Here is a 17990-nt window from a genome sequence, read left to right as displayed (position 1 = left end):
GAATGTCACATAGCGCCCGCGCATAGAGAGCCCAAGAATGGCCGAGCAGGACCCCAACCCATTTCCGCTGGTAGCAATCGACCCGGTCGCCAATGGGCAGAACGAGTGGGTGGCGCTGTGCCTGCGGGTGGAGAAGGGCGCCGACCCGCAGGGTCTGCAGGCCGTGTTCGGGACGCCGGACCTGCTGGCCGCGATCGCCCCGCTCGACGGGCTCCTCATGCTGGACAATCCCGCCGCCTTGACCCCGCCGGTGCTGGCCCTGATGCCGGCCAACCGCATCGGCTTCGTCGTCGGCGCATCGAGCCTGGCCCAGGACGGCGCCGCGCGCCGCCTCACCGAACTGCACGAACTCGGCTACCGCCTGTGGCTGGACGGCACGCCGCCCATCACGCTGCCGGTGCCGCCGGCGCTGCGCACCATCGCGCGCGACTACGTCCGCGACGCCTTGCCCGCAAGCCGCCCGGCCGCGCTTTTCGGCCCGCACCTGGCGCGCAGCGTCGACAGCATCAAGGCTTTCGGCGAATGCGAGATGGCCGGCTTCGACTGGTTCAGCGGCGACTATCCGCTCGACCCGGCAGCAGCGGGCGACACCAACGACGGCACCTCGCGCCGCCGCATCATGACCCTGCTCGGCCTGTTGTCGCGCGACGCCGATTCGCGCGAGATCGAGCAGCAACTCAAGCAAGACCCGGCGCTGTCTTACCACCTGCTCAAGCTGGTCAACTCGGCCGCTTTCGCCGTCAGCACCCAGATCACCAGCTTCAACCAGGCCATCAGCCTGCTCGGCCGGCGCCAGCTGCAGCGCTGGCTGCAGCTGCTGCTGTACGCGCGCCAGGACGCGGACGGCCTGCCGAACCTGCTGCTGCCGCTGGCAGCGCGCCGCGCGGCCCAGCTGGAGGCGCTGTGCAAGCAGGCCGGCGGCGACCGCGACGCGGGCGACCTGGCCTTCATGACCGGCGTGTTCTCGCTGCTCGACCGCCTGCTGCACATGCCGATGACGGAGATCGTCGCCGACCTGCACCTGCCCGACCACGTCGCCGGGGCGCTCTTAACGCGCAGCGGCCCCCTCGGCAACTGGCTGCGCCTGACCGAAGCCCACCCGTCATCCCAGGAGCTCGAGGCGGCCGGCATTGCCCCCGCCGACTGGTGGAACAGCCAGTTGAACGCCTATCACTGGGCCATCCAGGTAGGCCGGAATGTCTGACATGCACGCACTCGTACCCCTTGACGCAGCACTCGATTTCGTCGGCGGTACGGGCGCCGTGTGCGATGCCGTGCTGCGCCTGCGCGGCGAAGCCCTGCACGAGGCCCTGGGCCGCATCGCGGCCGACCTGCTGGGAAGCCCCTACGGGCGCTTCCTGCCCGGCGCCGGCGTCGGCGGCGCTCCCGGCATCGGCCCGGTGCTGCGCCAGGTGGTGGCAGGCAGCACCGAGCAGTTCGGTATCTACGAAGTGGCGGGGCGCGACGCCTACACGGCGGACGACGCACGCCGCCTGGCCGGCCTGGCGCACCTGACGGCGTCGCTGCTGCAGGTGCACTCGCTGGCGGTGCGCTCGACCCACGCCTACGCGCAGATGGAAGCCCAGCTCGCGCACCAGTCGCAAATCCTCGACCAGATCCACGAGTCGGTGCTGACCATGGACCAGATGGGCTACATCACCAGCTGGAACCGTGGCGCCGAAGAACTGTTCGGCTACACCGCACTGGAAGCGATCGGCCGCAACATCCTGTTCCTGTACGCCGACGAGGAAGAAGGCTTCCAGGACACCTTCGCGGAGCAGGGCGGCCGCATGATGGAGGTGAGGCGCCGCAAGAAGTCCGGCGAGGTGTTCTGGGCCAGCCTGTCGCTGTCTCCGCTGCGCGACCTGGCCGAGCGCCCGATCGGGCTGATTGCCTACCTGACCGACATCACCGAACGCAAGCAGGCCGAGGAACAGCTGCACCACCTAGCCTATTACGACGAACTCACCGGCCTGCCGAACCGCACCCTGTTCGCGCGCCTGGTGGATCAGGCCCTGATGGTCGCGCATCGCAACGATGCCGCCGGCTGCGTGCTGTTCGTCGACCTGAACCGCTTCAAGCGCATCAACGACACGCTGGGCCGGCGCATCGGCGACGACCTGCTGCGCCAGGTGGCCCAGCGCTTCCGCGACACCCTGCGCGACGAAGACGTGGTGGCGCGCCTGTCGGGCGACGAATTCGCCGTCGGCCTGTTCGACATCCGCCAGCATTTCGAGGCCACCACCGTGGCGCAGAAGCTGCAGGCGGCGCTCGACGCCCCGTTCATGATCGGCGGCCACGACCTGCGCGTGGGCGCCAGCATCGGTATCAGCGTCTATCCGCAGGACGGCGGCGAAGCCGAGACCCTGCTGGGGCTGGCCGACATTGCGATGGAACGAGCGAAGCAGCTGGACGCCAACCCGGACCGCAGCGTCGCCTTCTACAGCCAGGACATGAACCAGGGCATGCAGGAACGCATGCGCATCGAATCCGGCCTGCGCCAGGCGCTGGGCAACGGCGAACTGACCTTGTATTACCAGCCGAAGTTCGAGATCGGCAGCGACCGCATCGTCGGCGCCGAGGCGCTGGTGCGCTGGGTGCATCCGGAGCGCGGCATCGTGCCGCCGGGCGAATTCATTCCGCTGGCCGAGAGCACGGGCCTGATCGTGCAGGTGGGGGAGTGGGTGCTGGAGCAGGCTTGCGCCCAGGCCGCGATCTGGCAGCGCTCCGGCGTTGCGCCGTTCCGCCTGGCGGTGAACGTGTCGGCGCGCGAGTTCACGCCGTCGCTGCCGGCGCGCGTGGCGGATACCTTGTCGCGCTACCAGCTCGATCCATCATGGCTGGAACTGGAGATCACCGAGAGCACGCTGATGCACGATTTCGAACGCGTGACGGCGATCATGGACCGCATCCATCAACTGGGCGTGGCGCTGTCGCTGGACGATTTCGGGACCGGCTATTCGAGCCTTTCTTACCTGAAGCGCTTCCCGATCGATACCCTGAAGATCGACCGCTCGTTCACGATGGGGATTCCGGATGATCCGAGCGACTGCGCGATTGCGGGGACTATTGTCAGCATGGCGCAGCAGCTTGGCCTGCGCGTGATTGCGGAGGGGGTGGAGACGCTGGAGCAGCTGGCCTTCCTGCGCGAGTCGGGGTGTGATGAGGTGCAAGGTTACCTGTACAGCAAGCCGCTGCCGGCGGCGGACTTCGAGCGCAGTCTGCGGGAGAACTGGCTGCTGGTTGCCTGATTCCCTTCGCCGGTAGTGATGTTTTCTGTATAATGCGGCTTCCTCATAGGAAGCGTGGCCGAGTGGTTGAAGGCAGCAGTCTTGAAAACTGCCGACGGGGGAACCCGTTCGTGAGTTCGAATCTCACCGCTTCCGCCAAGCTTACTGAACAAAAGCCCCACTAGATGGGGCTTTTGTTCGTCCGTTTAGCCGATATCAATGCGTTTCGGCCCTCACAACTATGCGGCAGCCGTGCAAATCTTCGCTGAATAGAGCGCCTGCTACTGTCACTGGTCAACTGACTCTTCACTCTCGTTGTCCGCAATCCGTGTCCTTTTGTGGATGGCAACATAGGGCGATCAATCTCTGCGTCCATAGCGAACGGCAACGCAGCTAGCAAGATCTAACATACCTTCTAAGGGTACTTCGTTTGTTTCTACATCAGCTTCGCGAAGAAACATCTCTGCCAAATTCAGAGAGATTTGTTGAGAAAACGATGCGTATAATGGAAATCTGCGCTTTTAGCATTGCTCTATCCTCTTAAGATGCGCCATATGGTAAAGAACAGCCTTCGTTCACGTTGGGAGTCTAAGGGATTGTCGAATGCAACTGGTACATGTAGCGTTCAATTGTCATAGTCGTACCGCAGTTTCCGCTCGCGGCGGATCATCACCCATCTATTTAGGTTATTGACGTGGATAAAATTATTAGCTGGCTCCATGTATCGGACATTCACTTTGCTTCAGCCACTGGGTGGCGTGATAACCACAGCAGGGGAACACTTCTCACTTATTTGAAAGAGCTATTCAAAGGTAGTGAAGTACAGAAGCCTGACTTGATATTCTGCACTGGCGACATAGCGTTCGGAGAACTAAAATCTGATTCTCTCAGTGCTCAATACGAATCAGCTCGGGTGTTCTTTGATGAACTGAGAAGCGTGTGCGGTGAGGATGGCTCACCCCTTCCTCTGGACAGACTGTTTATTGTTCCGGGAAATCACGACATCGACCGAAGCAAGGTGAACAAACATGCTCAGCTTGCTTACTCATCTTTTGCGAAACAGTCACAGCAATTTTCGCAAGATATTAATTCGCAGTTTGATAGTCGCAGTACAGAATTTCGCGATGCCGTGCGGCGACTATCCGCGTACGAAGAGTTTGTAAAATCATACCTTCCGCATCAACATGATGTTAATGGGCGGCTCCAGTATGCGCTGGAGTGTCGAATAAATGATATCACTGTTGGGGTTGCTGGGTTCAACTCTGCGTGGACTTGTGCGGGTGACGAAGATGACCGAAATTTATGGCTTGCCGCTGAGTGGCAGTTCAATGCCGCCCGAAATAAGATTTCAGGATCAGACATTAAAATTGGTTTGATTCACCACCCTTCGGACTGGTTGGTTTTGTGCGATAGAGATATCTCAAACACTCGGATTCCGAGTGAATATGATTTTTGGCTACACGGGCATTCTCATAATGCGTGGGTTTCGCCTGGTAATACACATGTCGTCATCGCTGCAGGTGCTGTTGGCGCAGAAACGTCGGCGGAATTCGGAATAAATATTACCACTGTTAACCTTTCCAGGCGCAGCTGCGCTACCAATCTGCACGCAAAAAAATCTGGGGCATCGAATTGGACTAATGCGCCAGTTGCTGACCACGCCCCTACAGGGAAGTGGGAATATCAACTACCGACTCGCGTAGTCGCGATGGCCTACTCGAAAGGTTACTGCCAGGATCAGCGTGAGCATAACACTTCGCTGTCTATGCCAATCTCAATTTCGCAAAGCAATGAACCTGGTGATGAGGGACTAGTTTTGCGATATTTCTCGCGACGCCTAGACGAATCATTGAGGTCGTTCTCAACTCACCCGAATAAATGGGTCGATCGCACTATTTCCGAGGTTTCGGAAGTATCTAAAGATGTTAGTAGTGCAAAAAAGATTGATATTGGCGATATAATTAAAAATCCACTGTCGGCATTAATTAAAGCACCACCTCAATATGGTTTGACCTGTTTGGCACACTATATAACGGTGGAAGCATGGAAACAAAGGCCGTCGCAGCTTTTTCTTTATCTTGATGCGCGAACTCTTCAACCGCATAAGCACTCGGTAAATCAAGCGGTTTCTGATGAGCTGCAGTTGCTTGGAAGAAGAAGCGAAGAAATCAAATGCGTAATTTTAGATTCTTTTAACGATGACAAGAACACGATAAAAATTCTTGAAATCGTAAATGATTTGTTTTCGAATGTTGCGTTGATCGTTATGCAGCAGATAAATCCTGGTAACTTCTCCATCACGCAACTCAAATGTGCTGGCCGAACGTTCACCGAGTATTATCTATGGGCGCTGAGTCGCAATATCATGCGAAATATCGTCGCAACCTATAATGAAAGCAGAGTAATCGGTGACGAAGACGTCGTAACGGCAAGACTCGCCAATGATCTAGAGGTGCTAAACCTACACCGTACGCCCCTTAATTGCATTACGCTGTTGAAGGTCTCGGAATTCGACTTTGACGAAAGTCCTGTGAACAGATGCGACATCATTAGGCGGGTATTGTTCCTACTCTTCAATGTGGATGCTTTACCCTCTTATAAAAGTCGACCGGATCTTAAGGATTGCGAATTTGTATTGGGTTACTTTTGCGAAGGATTAATAAGAGAAAATAAATTTTTGTTTGCGCGCGATAAGTTTCTTGTCGATGTTCAAGCATTTTGCAGGGCAAATCTAATTGACTTGGAGACGCATTCCGTCTTCGATATTTTATTTCAAAATAACATCATCGTCAGTGTTGGTCATTTCTTTAGATTCAGATTCTCGTACTGGGTCTATTATTTTGCCGCCCATCGAATGCATCATGATCGAGAGTTCGCAAAATTCATCCTGGAGGAAATGCGATACTCTCTTTATCCAGAATTGATAGAGTTCTACACGGGGATTGATCGTCGTCGCGAGGATGCTCTTTCAATTCTCACTAACGATCTTAAGACGCTTCACCAGAAAGTGGACGCTCATCTAGGACTGCCTAGTGATATAAATCCGTATAAGTTTGCAATCTGGAAGCCGTCAGAAGCGGTTGTAACGCAAATGGAAGAAGAGTTGGCGAACGGGGTAAAGGATTCCAATTTGCCCACTATTATCAAGGACCAATATGCTGATAAAAGCTACGATAAGCAAAGGCCATATAACCAGGAAATAAACAAGGTCCTTCACGACCATACCTTCGTCTATATGCTAAGCGCGATGTCTGCTGGGGCAAGAGCGTTGCGAAACAGCGATTACGCAGCGGCTGACGTGAAAAAGACCTTAATGCAGGAGATACTTAATTGTTGGCGTCAGGCGACAAAAGTTTTGTTTGTGCTCTTACCACTGCTCGCGAAAAACGGATATGCTTTGTATGATGGTATAGGGTTCGCGTTAGGAGATGGATTCGGGGAGGAGGAAAATGAGAGGTTTATGAAGATCCTGACTTGCATTCCGGGTAATATAGCCACATGGACAAGGGACGATATATATTCAAGAAAAATGGGGCCGCTGCTAATCGATCAGTTAAATCGTAAGGACCTGGGTGAGATTGAACGCCATGAGCTCATATTAACTCTTGTTTTAACGAGGCCGCGAGATTGGGAGAAAGCAGTGCAGAGATATATCGCTGAGTGCGCGCGGAACTCTTTTTATCTAATGGATCTTAATCAGGCGTTGAGGCATCAATATAGCGTGGGATACATTTCTGATAAACCTACTTTGGCAGCGGTTGAGTTCCTTATAAAAATGTCTATTACTAAGCATCTGACTGGTGAAAGACAGCCAACACAAAAGTCATTTAAAAAAATAAAGGGGGATATACTGCCTGAGCGGTTAGGTGACCGCGACGAACAGTAGGTGACTTTATACAATAAGTGGTGGCTGCCAAATGATCTTAGGTAGGAGTATTGGTGTAGCCCGAACTTCCGGATAGGGCGCGACGGCGTGGGCCAAGTGACTTTAAATATTGCAGGTTCGGTCCTTGGCCCACTAGCATTAGAATGATTACAGTACATCTCGACGCCGGCAGCGATGCTTGCTTCTTGAGTACGCACTGGCATACGGCTGGGCGTACGTGCACTAGGCGGCTGAGAGTAGAATGAAGTCGATTTTCAGACTAGGGTTGGATTGGCCGATGGATCGGATGAGCCAGCCTAGTGGAGTGTAGGGCTTCTGCGGCGGGCACGTTATATTCGACCGCTCCGCAGCAACGACCTCTTACATAGTCAGCAGAGCAAGGTGCATCACAACCTGCCCCAGCACTGAGGTCATGCGTCGGTGCACTGCGGACAAAACATTGTTGTTAAGCTATCGCCGATGTTCACTTAGAGAATACTTATAGCGTCGATACCATGTATCGTTTACAGACTTTTAACGAAATATGCAGTTCGCATCGAAAGTTACTGCGTTCCCACTGGATGTAGGTGAACTAGTTGCAACCTGATCACAAAGATTGGAAGTTCATAATATAAATCTTGCCATGGGGAATGACGTCCCCTTACTATCTGCATCTGCCTTTTGTCAGATACCTCCTACATTCTGATAAGTATTTTGGGATAGATTGAAGATGCTGAACCGTTTGCCCGTGATGTGGAAGGTCCTGGTCGCTCCCGGGATCGCCATGGTGTGTATGGCGCTGTACCTTGCCTTCACCGTCGTTGTATTCCAGAAGAATAACGTGCGGCTGGAAGACGTCCGCGACGTCCAGTATCCTGCGCTCGATGCGATGACCGAAAACGCGGCCGCACTCGACAAGATCATCGACATCCTGAACACCGCCGCCGCTGCCGGCGAGCCGGAGCAGCTGGCGGCCGCCGACGCCCTGGCCACGAAAGTCACCGAGACCTACCAGCGCCTGCGCAAGCTCGACACCGGCCGCGCCGACGAACTCGCGCGCCTGTCCGGCGAATTCGGCAGCTACTACAAGATCGCCCGCGACATCTCCAACATGATGGCCCAGCAGGCCGGCATGCCGACCAAGGACAAGATGCAGGCCATGGCCGCGGCGCTGGCCACCTACCGCAAGGACGCCGCCAGCTTCCGCACTGCCGCCAAGGAGCGCTTCGTCTCTACCGTGGGCGACGCTACCTCCGCAGCCGACCGCGCCATCCTCGGCGGCGCCCTGATCGGCGTGATCGGCCTGGCCCTGACGCTGGCCTTCGCCGTCCTGGTGGCGCGCACGCTGCTGCGCCAGGTGCAGCAGGCCGTGAAGGTGGCCGAGACCGTGGCCGCCGGCGATCTGACCAGCACCATCGACGACAGCGCCACTGACGAAACCGGCCAGCTGCTCAAGGCACTGAAGCACATGAACAGCAGCTTGGTGCGCATCGTCGGCGAAGTGCACACCGCCACCGAGACCATCGCCGTCAACTCGGCGAAGATCGCCGAGGGTAACGGCGACCTGTCGGCCCGTACTGAACAGCAGGCAGCGACCCTGGTGCAGACCACCTCTGCGATGGGCGAACTCACCGGCGCCGCGCGCCAGAACGCCGACAATGCGGCCCAGGCCAACGAGCTGGTCGGCTTCGCCGCCGGCGTCGCCACCCAGGGCGGCGAAGTGGTCGGCCGCGTGATCGCCACCATGGATGCGATCCACGCCTCCTCGCGCGAGATCGCCGACATCGTCAGCGTCATCGAAGGCATCGCCTTCCAGACCAACCTGCTGGCGCTAAATGCCGCGGTCGAAGCGGCGAGGGCGGGTGAGCAGGGCCGCGGCTTCGCCGTGGTCGCGAGCGAGGTGCGCAACCTGGCCCAGCGCTCCGCTGCAGCCGCCAAGGAAATCACTTCCCTGATCGGCCGCTCGGTCGAGCAGGTGGAACTGGGCACGCGCCTGGCCGGCCAGACCGGCACCACGATGGACGAGATCGTGGGCAGTGTGCGCCGCGTCACCGAGATCATGGGTGCCATTGCGGAGGCGAGCAGCGCCCAGACCACCGGCATCTCGCACATCAACGATGCGGTCGCCCAGATGGACCAGGACACCCAGCAGAACGCCGAACTGGTCGAAGAGACCACGGGCTCCGCAGCCGCGCTGCGCGAGCAGGCGGCCAACCTGGCGCAGGCGGTCAGTGTCTTCATCCTTGCGCGCAATGCTGCTGCGGCGGCGCCGAAAGCCGCCGGCAAGACACTGGCGCTGGCGGCCAACGAACCGGCCGCAAGACGCCGCGCCTGAGCGCATTCCACACCCTTTTCTTCGACCGTCCCGGTGAATATCCGGGGCGGTAGCTGAGCCACGCCCGGCGTTCATGCCGGGGCTTCATCAACACCAACTCGATCACCATGAATAAAGCTTCTACAGCAGCGCTTGGCGCGCTCGCGCTAGCCATGCTCGCCGCAGCACCGGCCCGTGCCGAGATCGGCGTCATCGTCTCCGCCAAATCGACCCAGGCGCCTCAGCTGGCCCAGGTGTGCCAGGCCTTCCTCGGCAAGGTCAAGTCGCCCACGCCGATCAACCTCAACGAGAAAAACCCGCTGCGCGACGAATTCTTCGCCAAGGCCTGCAAGAAGGATCCGGTCCAGGTCCAGGCCATGTGGGGCAAGCTGATTTTCACCGGTACCGGCACCCCGCCGACCGAAGTGGGTAGCGCCGAGGCCATGAAGAAGGCCGTCGCCGCCGACCCGAACGCCGTCGGTTACATCGACAAGAAGGATGCGGACGCCAGCGTCAAAGTCATCGCCACCGCCAACTAACACGAACGATTATGAAGAAACTGATTATCGCCGCGCTGCTGTCCAGCGCCGGCATGGCGTATGCCGACGACCTGAGCTTCTCCGGTTTCGCGACTGTCACCGCAGGCAAGGCCTACAGCGGTTCGCAGGGCGAATACATGGGCAATGCCTGCCCCTGCTTCATCGGCAACTACGAACACGGCGCCGTCTACAACAAGGGCGACTGGAGCTGGACCAACGAATCGCTGGTCGGCGTGCAGGCCAAGTACCAGTTCACCAACAAGCTCTCGGGCACCGTCCAGGCCGTGATGCGCGCTTCCGAGAACGGCAAGCCGGACGTCGACTGGGCCTACCTGTCGTATGACCTGACCCCCGAGACCACGATCCAGGCCGGCCGTCGCCGCCTGCCGATCTACGCCTATTCGGACAGCGTCTACATCGGTTACACGCTGCCGTGGGCGCGCGTACCGCAGGACATCTACGGCTGGGAAGTCGGCGCCTACAATGGCGTGAACATCCGCCACTCGCGCAGCATCGGCGACTGGGCCGTGACCGGCAACGTGTTCGCCGGCCAGGAGACCACGCGCGACAACATCGAGCAGCGCAAGATCTTCTACGGCTACCGCGTCGACGACGACTGGAAGAACATCCTGGGCGGCTACCTCGACGTCTCTAACGAGATCTTCGGCGCCCGCCTGATCTACATGCAGAACTCGATCAACCTGGGCATCTACGAGCCGGGTGCGGATCCGGTGTACCAGAAGGGCACCCGCCAGCGCATCATCGGCCTGTCGGGCAGCATCGACTACGGCAACTGGATGGTCCGCGCCGAAGCGAACCGCTTCATGCGTCCTTCGCTCGACTACAAGTCCAAGAGCCTGACCGCGACCGTCGGCTACCGCTACGGCAAGTTCACGCCGATGATCGGCTACTCGAAATACGAGGAAAAGCTGACCCCGACCTACACCGCGACGCAGAACGACAGCACCCGCTTCGCCGGCGTGCGTTGGGACTTCCGCAAGAACATGGATTTGAAAGTGCAGTGGGATTCGGTCCAGGATTCGAGCGCGTATGACTTCACCAAGAACGCCAAGATGTTCACGGTGACGATGGACGTGCTGTTCTAATCAGCACCGCGCACCTCCGGCCCGGCTCTGTGCCGGGCCGGTGGAAGCGCACAGCCTTACTACGGCAGGCGCTCGCCGAACTCGCGCGTTGCCGCAAACACCTGTGCCAGAATCCGCTCGGCGCTGAGTTCCTGGATCAGCAGCTCGCCGCCATTCGCCTTGATCAGGCCGACGGTCAAGGCCGCACCATCTCCCATCCCACCGAACGGGCTCCACGCCTCGGGTGCGAACTGCTGCACCGAATGCACGTCGTCGACCAGCAGGCCAATCGTGCTTGCCCCATGGCGCACCAGGATGACCTGGCCATCGGCCGGCAGCGCACGCGCCTGGCCGGATACCATGCGCCCCAGGTCGAACACCCACACGAAATCGCGCCGGCCCTGGTCTGGTCCGGCATCGAGAATCCCGATCGCGCCGCTGGAGGCGGGAGCGCGCTTGACGCGCGCGAACGGCAGCGCTTCGACCACGACGGCGGCATCGAGCGCCGCCAGCGCACCGCCGGCCACGAACAGCGCATAGTCGCGTCCCTGTTCGACCTCGGCGCGTACGCGCACCTGGCCCGGCGGCTCCAGTTCGGCGCGCGAGCGCACCGGTCCGAAGGTCTGCAGGACAACCGAAAGCACGTCCTGTTCGCGTCCCGCGACGGCGCGGAATTCGCGGTAGCCCTCGGCGCGCGCGCATGCGGCGACGCAGTACTGGCCTTCATGCACCACGATGCGCGCCGCGCGCCCATGCTGGGCGGCCGTGTCGAGCAGATCGCCGTCCAGCGCCAGCAGTGCGCCCGCGGCATACCTGGTATCGGTGCTGCTGAGCACCCGTCCGTCTGGACCGACCAGGAAGGCGTGCATGTCCGCGCGCCCGGCCACGCTGCTGTCTAGCATGTTGTGCAGCTCGACGGCGCTGTCGAAGACGATACCGATGCCGCCGATGACACTCGCCTCGCGCTCGGGGTGGCGGATTGCGGCATGATAGACGAAGGTTGGCCGTCCGTCGTATAGCGGGGACGGCCCGAAGGCTTGGGCAACGTGGTCCGACGCGCTGCGCAGCGCCGCCACCGCGCGCAGGGTGTCGTCCGCGATGCTGCTGCCGATGAGGTCCTGCGATCCCGTCGCGGCTACGATGCGTCCGTGGCGGTCGTACACGACCAGGCGGCTGTACACCGTGTACAGGCCATTGATGTGGGCGAGCAGGGAGCCGATCCGTTCGCCGCGCAGGCCATCGTCATCGTCTGCCAATGCCTGGCGCAGCAGGCCGGCCAGCGCCCACCAGCGGCAGTCGTTGGCGCGCTCGTACAGGCTGCGGTCCAGCATGTCGACCAGCAGCTGCGCGGTGAATTCGGCGGCCTGCAGGCTCGACGCCAGCACGGTCTGGTACAGGCCCTCGATCGATTGCGAGAAGGCCGCGTCGCTGCGCTCGCCGGTCTCGGTGATCTCGTCGAGCACGGGGTTCAGGCGCTGGGCCTCGCGGCCGTCGCCGCTGCCGGTCCGGATGCTGGTGACCTTGCCGTTCCAGACGATGCGCTTGATGGCCTGGGTCGCACCCAGCACCGAGGACATCAAAGCATGCAGCGCCGGGTTGAAGCTGCGCGCGTGCGACAGCAGCCCTTGCAGCATGTCAGGCGCCAGCCGCGACGCGGCGTCGCGGGGCGGGCGGCGAAAGGCCAGGTCGAGCGGGACCATCACCTGGGTCTTCCAGCCTGGCGGACCCGGATAACCCTGGTAGCCGCTCGATGCGAAGCTGCTGACCAGGTACTCGCGGCCGGCGAACAGGCGCGGCGCGGTGGTGCCGTCCAGGTTGACGGGGACGCGCACGCCAGGCGCGATCCAGAGCGGATCGGCGCTGTTGACCACGCGATCGTCGGCGTCGAGCAGCAGCATGTTGGCGCGCCCTTCGGGGTCGGCATAGGCGGTGAAGATCGCGGCCAGTTCGTGCGCGAAGTGAAAGCTCACGCACAGCACGCCGATCACGGCGCCCGTATCCGGATGGCTCATCGCCTGCGAATACAGCAGCGCGCGCTCCTGCCCGGGACGCAGGTCGCTGGCGCGGAAGGTCTCCAGATAGCCCGGTGCTGCCAGGGTCGCGGCCACCAGCGGATCGCTGCTGCACGCGAGGGGTGCGTCGGGATCGGCGCGCACCAGCATCGTGCCGTCCAATGCAAGCAGCAGGATGTCGTCGTACACCGTGTACTTGTCGCGGTAGGCGGCCAGGCGCCGCTGCGCCGCGGCGCGGTCGGGGTCCTGGCCGGCAACGAAGCGGCACAGGTCGAGATCGACCGCCAGGAAGCCGACGTCGGCGGTGCGCTCGAACAGGTTGCGCACCAGGAGCTCGAGCGCGTACTGGGCGCGGGTCGCGGCCTCGCCCAGGACCTGGCGCACCTTTTCGGCCACCATGTTGGCGATCAGGTCACGCTCCAGCTGCACCAGATCGGTGCGGGTCGCCAGCACGGCGGGCAGCAGCAGCCGGGCCTCCGAAGGGCAGTTCATCTTGGCCGAGGCTTCGATCAGGCGCCAGGTCTGGTGCAGTTCGTGCAGCGCCGCCTGGCGCTGGACGACGTCGGGCATGTAGGGGAGGAGGGTGTCGACGGCTTGCTTGTTTGCTTCGTGGTTCATGCTCTGCTCATTGAAAGAATACTTTCCAAAAAGCAAAACACATGCCACCAGCCGCATGCCTAACGCTTTGTAAGTCCCGTGTAAGCAATCCGTAAGGAAACAGGCACATCCTGCAAGCCGGCGTGTCAATACTTAGCAAAAGGAGAAGGTCCGCAAGCCAGGAAGTTGTACGTGATTCGATTCATCCTCGTAAAAAACCAATCAAGGAGACAGACGATGAAGCAGCGTGACGACGATTCAAAGAAGCCAGCATCCACCCGCCGTAAGTTCCTCGGCACCGCAGCCGCCGGTACCGCCGGCGCCCTCGCAGTACCGATGATCGCGACGGCGCAGACACCGAAGCAGATGCGCTTCCAGAGCACCTGGCCGAGCAAGGACATCTTCCACGAATACGCCCTCGACTTCGCCAAGAAGGTCAACGACATGACCGGCGGCGAGCTGAAGATCGAAGTGCTGCCGGCGGGCGCCGTCGTTCCCGCCTTCGGCCTGCTCGATGCGGTCTCCAAGGGCACGCTCGACGGCGGCCACGGCGTCATGGGCTACAACTACGGCAAGCAGAGCGCTATCGCGCTGTGGACCTCGGGCCCGGCCTACGGCATGGACGCCAACATGGTGCTGGCATGGCATAAATACGGCGGCGGCAAGGAGCTGCTGGCGGAGCTGTACAACAGCATCGGCGCCAACGTCGTGTCCTTCCTCACCGGTCCGATGCCGACCCAGCCGCTCGGCTGGTTCAAGAAACCGATCAGCAAGACCGAAGACCTGAAAGGCCTGAAGTTCCGCACCAACGGCCTGGCGATCGACATGTTCACGGCCATGGGCGCGGCGGTGAACGCGCTGCCCGCGGGCGAGATCGTGCCGGCGATGGACCGCGGCCTGCTCGATGGGGCCGAATTCAACAACGCCAGTTCCGACCGCGTGCTCGGCTTCCCGGACGTCTCCAAGATCTGCATGCTGCAAAGCTTCCACCAGAGCTCGGAGCAGTTCGAGATCACCTTCAACAAGACCAAGTACAACGCGCTTCCCGCCATGATGAAGGCGATTATCGAGAACGCCGTCGAAGCCGCGTCCGCCGATATGTCGTGGAAGGCAGTCGACCGCTATTCCAAGGACTACGCCGGCATGCAGGCGCAGAACGGCGTGAAATTCTACAAGACCCCGGACGCGGTGCTGCAGGCCCAGCTCACGGTGTGGGACCAGGTCGTGGCCAAGAAGGGCGCCGACAATCCGCTGTTCAAGAAGGTCGAGGCATCGATGCGGGCCTTCGCCGCGCGCGCGATGAAGTGGGACATGGATACCAATAATCCGCGCCGCATGGCCTACAACCACTACTTCGGGCGCAAGGCTCCTCCGCCGAAGAAGGCGTAATCGCTTTTGTAGGGTGGGCGGCTTGCCGCCCACGCGGTGATACGCGGTGACTCCGCTCTCGTGCCGGATGATCTCGCTGCGAACGATCACCGCGTGGGCGGGAGACCCGCCCACCCTACGTCCTTCGCCACTCGTCTTCGCGACCGGAGCAGCTACATGCAAAACGTTTTGTTTTTCGTCGACCGGGTCAGCAGCTGGGTCGGCCAGGCCTTCTCCTGGCTGATCGTGGCGCTCACCTTCCTCATCAGCTGGGAAGTCTTCGCGCGCTATGCCCTGAACAGGCCCAATCCCTGGGCCTTCGACCTGATGATCATGATGTACGGCGCCGCCTTCATGATGGCTGGGGCCTACACGCTGGCCAAGAACGGCCACGTGCGCGGCGACGTGCTGTACAGCTTCTTCCCGCCGCGCCTGCAGGCGGGCCTGGACCTGATCCTGTATTTCGTCTTCTTCATTCCCGGCGTGGTGGCGCTGGTCTGGGCCGGCTACACCTACGCCGCCGAGTCGCTGGCGATTCAAGAGCATTCGACGCTCACCGCCAACGGCCCGCCGCTATATCCCTTCAAAATGGTGATTCCCTTCGCCGGCGTGCTGCTCCTGCTGCAGGGTCTTGTGGAGATCGTGCGCTGCGTGGTCTGCCTGCGCGATGGCGCGTGGCCCGCGCGCGAACCTGACGTCGAAGAGGTCGACGTCGACAAGCTCAAGGCGCAGGTGAGCGAGGAGGGCCGGCCATGAGGAAGGAAATCTGGTTCGGCCTGTCGATGCTGGTGGCGATCGTGGTCGCGCTGTTCGCCCTGATGCCGGCGCCAGCCGACATGACCAACGGCCACCTGGGCCTGTTGATGCTGGCCCTGGTGGTGGTCGCCATCATGCTGGGCTTCCCGACCGCTTTCACCCTGATGGGCATGGGGGTCTTGTTTGCCTGGTTTGCCTTCCACAGCCAGGACCCGGACCAGGCGGTCCAGCTCACGCTCGACCTGATGGTGCAGCGCGCCTATTCGGTGATGGCCAACGACGTGCTGATCTCGATCCCGCTGTTCATCTTCATGGGCTACCTGGTGGAGCGCGCCAACCTGATCGAGCGCTTATTCAAAAGCCTGCACCTGGCGATGGCGCGCGTGCCCGGATCGCTGGCGGTGGCCACCATCGTCACCTGCGCCATCTTCGCCACCGCGACCGGCATCGTCGGCGCGGTCGTGACGCTCATGGGCCTGCTGGCGCTGCCGGCTATGCTGAAGGCCGGCTACAGCACCCAGCTGTCGGCCGGCTGCATCACGGCGGGCGGTTGCCTGGGCATCCTGATTCCACCCTCGGTGCTCCTGATCGTGTACGGCGCGACGGCCGGGGTCTCGGTGGTCAAGCTGTATGCGGGCGCCTTCTTCCCGGGGATCATGCTGGCCGCGCTGTATGTCGGCTACGTGCTCCTGATCGCCAAGCTGAAACCCAGCATGGCGCCGCCGCTGCCGGCGGAGGAGCGGGTGGTGGCGCTGCCGGCCTACACCGAGTCCATTCCCGGGGCTTACAACAAAATGGCGGTACCCGGCCTGCTGCGCTCCTTTAAAAGCGCCAATGGCAGCAAGCGCACGCTGGCGAACAACCTGTTCGTCGCCATGCTGCCGGCGCTGGCCTTCGCCCTCGTGATGGGCGTCAGCTATCGGCTGGTGACCGCGCCGGAAGCGCCGGCCACGGAGCTGGTCGCGATGGACGACCAGCAGAGTCTCGATAGCGCATCCGGCAGCGAAGCCGGCGGGCTGGCGGAGCCGCCGGTCGAAGGTGCGCTGGCCGAGCCGCCGCAGGACGGCGCATTGGCGGAACCGCCCGCGCAGGCCGCTGCGGCGCCGGCGCCGGAGGCCACGCCGGTGATTCCGGCCCCGGCCTCCGCCGATCCCGTTGCCAAGCCGGCGCCCACGGGCTTCTGGATCACGCTGGCGGTGCTGGCCGCGGCGATGGCAGTGTTCTACCTGCTGTTCACGTTTGCCCGGCTCGAGATCTTCAAGATGCTGCTCGGCTCCCTGTTTCCGCTGGCGATCCTGATCCTGGCGGTCCTGGGCAGCATCGTGTTCGGACTGGCCACGCCGACCGAGGCGGCGGCCATGGGCGCTTTCGGGGGCCTGATCCTGGCGATCGCCTACCGCAGGTTCAACCTCAAGCTGCTGCGGGAATCGGCCCACCTCACCACCAAGACGACCGCGATGGTGTGCTGGCTGTTCGTCGGCTCCAGCATCTTCTCGGCCGCTTTCGCGCTGCTGGGCGGGCAGGAGATCATCAACAACTGGGTGCTGGGCATGGACCTGACGCCGGTGCAGTTCATGATCCTGGCCCAGGTCGTGATCTTCCTGCTCGGCTGGCCGCTCGAGTGGACCGAGATCATCGTGATCTTCATGCCGATCTTCGTGCCGCTGCTGCCGCACTTCAACATCGATCCGCTGTTCTTCGGCCTGCTGGTGGCGATGAACCTGCAGACCGCCTTCCTCTCGCCGCCGGTGGCCATGTCGGCTTTCTACCTGAAGGGCGTGTCGCCGCCGCACGTCACGCTGAACCAGATCTTCCTGGGCATGCTGCCCTTCATGGGGCTGCAGGTGCTGGGCGTGATCCTGCTGTACACCTTCCCGGCCATCGGCATGTGGCTGCCGGAAGTGCTCTATAAATAGCAGAGCAGGGGAGCGGTCCGCCGGGCCGCTCCCCTTGATGTAGCAGTTTTCATACGCGACAGTAAGCAGCTGTTCCCTTATCGTCCCCGCCAAGCCCCTTCGTTACCTGATATTCGTCGCACGAATGTCTGACATGTGAATTTCCGCACTTACATTGCGTTGCAACATGCGACATAATTCGGGGCTGTACCCAGCAGTACCATCCACTTTCCCCGATCTTGCGATCGTTCCAGCCCTGAGAAACGTGAGGAAAATGAAGCATTTACTCCTGTCCGGCTCGAATATGTCCCAGCGCCCGTGCGTCATGG

At 61.0% G+C, this 17990-nt stretch carries 10 protein-coding genes and 1 tRNA gene; 10 read left to right on the top strand and 1 reads right to left on the bottom strand.

Features of this window, described 5'->3' with window-relative positions:
- Positions 1 to 37: 37 nt before the first annotated feature.
- From GV068_RS01730 to GV068_RS01700, 7 genes are all read left to right on the top strand, one after another.
- Positions 38 to 1204: an EAL and HDOD domain-containing protein gene (locus GV068_RS01730; protein ID WP_159695709.1), complete on the top strand. Its 1167-nt coding sequence runs from the start codon at positions 38 to 40 to the stop codon at positions 1202 to 1204.
- Between the two features lies 1 nt (position 1205).
- Positions 1206 to 3251, top strand: coding sequence for a bifunctional diguanylate cyclase/phosphodiesterase (locus GV068_RS01725; RefSeq protein WP_159695708.1), 2046 nt, complete (start codon positions 1206 to 1208; stop codon positions 3249 to 3251).
- A gap of 48 nt (positions 3252 to 3299) precedes the next feature.
- A tRNA-Ser gene (locus GV068_RS01720) sits at positions 3300 to 3389 on the top strand.
- 535 nt (positions 3390 to 3924) lie between these two features.
- Positions 3925 to 7116 (top strand): metallophosphoesterase, encoded by a 3192-nt coding sequence (locus GV068_RS01715; protein WP_159695707.1) that lies wholly within the window; start codon positions 3925 to 3927, stop codon positions 7114 to 7116.
- A 709-nt stretch (positions 7117 to 7825) separates the two neighbouring features.
- Complete coding sequence (locus GV068_RS01710) at positions 7826 to 9430, top strand: methyl-accepting chemotaxis protein (protein WP_159695706.1); 1605 nt, start codon at positions 7826 to 7828, stop codon at positions 9428 to 9430.
- Between the two features lie 107 nt (positions 9431 to 9537).
- Complete coding sequence (locus GV068_RS01705; RefSeq protein ID WP_201303230.1) at positions 9538 to 9948, top strand: hypothetical protein; 411 nt, start codon at positions 9538 to 9540, stop codon at positions 9946 to 9948.
- A gap of 11 nt (positions 9949 to 9959) precedes the next feature.
- Positions 9960 to 11054: a hypothetical protein gene (locus GV068_RS01700; RefSeq protein ID WP_159695705.1), complete on the top strand. Its 1095-nt coding sequence runs from the start codon at positions 9960 to 9962 to the stop codon at positions 11052 to 11054.
- A gap of 59 nt (positions 11055 to 11113) precedes the next feature.
- Here the strand turns inward: GV068_RS01700 and GV068_RS01695 are convergent, their stop codons facing one another.
- Positions 11114 to 13663, bottom strand: coding sequence for a chemotaxis protein CheW (locus tag GV068_RS01695; RefSeq protein ID WP_159695704.1), 2550 nt, complete (start codon positions 13661 to 13663; stop codon positions 11114 to 11116).
- A 216-nt stretch (positions 13664 to 13879) separates the two neighbouring features.
- On the opposite strand from GV068_RS01695, the gene GV068_RS01690 reads away from it, so the two are divergent.
- The 3 genes from GV068_RS01690 to GV068_RS01680 all read left to right on the top strand — a co-directional run bounded on the left by GV068_RS01690 (position 13880) and on the right by GV068_RS01680 (position 17682).
- Complete coding sequence (locus GV068_RS01690) at positions 13880 to 15031, top strand: TRAP transporter substrate-binding protein (RefSeq protein WP_159695703.1); 1152 nt, start codon at positions 13880 to 13882, stop codon at positions 15029 to 15031.
- Between the two features lie 156 nt (positions 15032 to 15187).
- On the top strand, positions 15188 to 15766 hold the full coding sequence (locus GV068_RS01685; protein ID WP_159695702.1) for a TRAP transporter small permease subunit: 579 nt from the start codon (positions 15188 to 15190) through the stop codon (positions 15764 to 15766).
- Positions 15763 to 17682: a TRAP transporter large permease subunit gene (locus GV068_RS01680; protein WP_159695701.1), complete on the top strand. Its 1920-nt coding sequence runs from the start codon at positions 15763 to 15765 to the stop codon at positions 17680 to 17682. The genes GV068_RS01685 and GV068_RS01680 overlap by 4 nt, the downstream gene beginning before the upstream one ends.
- Positions 17683 to 17990: the final 308 nt, after the last annotated feature.

The organism is Massilia sp. 9I, assembly GCF_902506415.1.
Classification (GTDB): domain Bacteria; phylum Pseudomonadota; class Gammaproteobacteria; order Burkholderiales; family Burkholderiaceae_D; genus Telluria.
The sequence above is the reverse complement of the archived record's forward strand: the minus strand, read 5'-3'. Positions and strand labels throughout refer to the sequence as shown.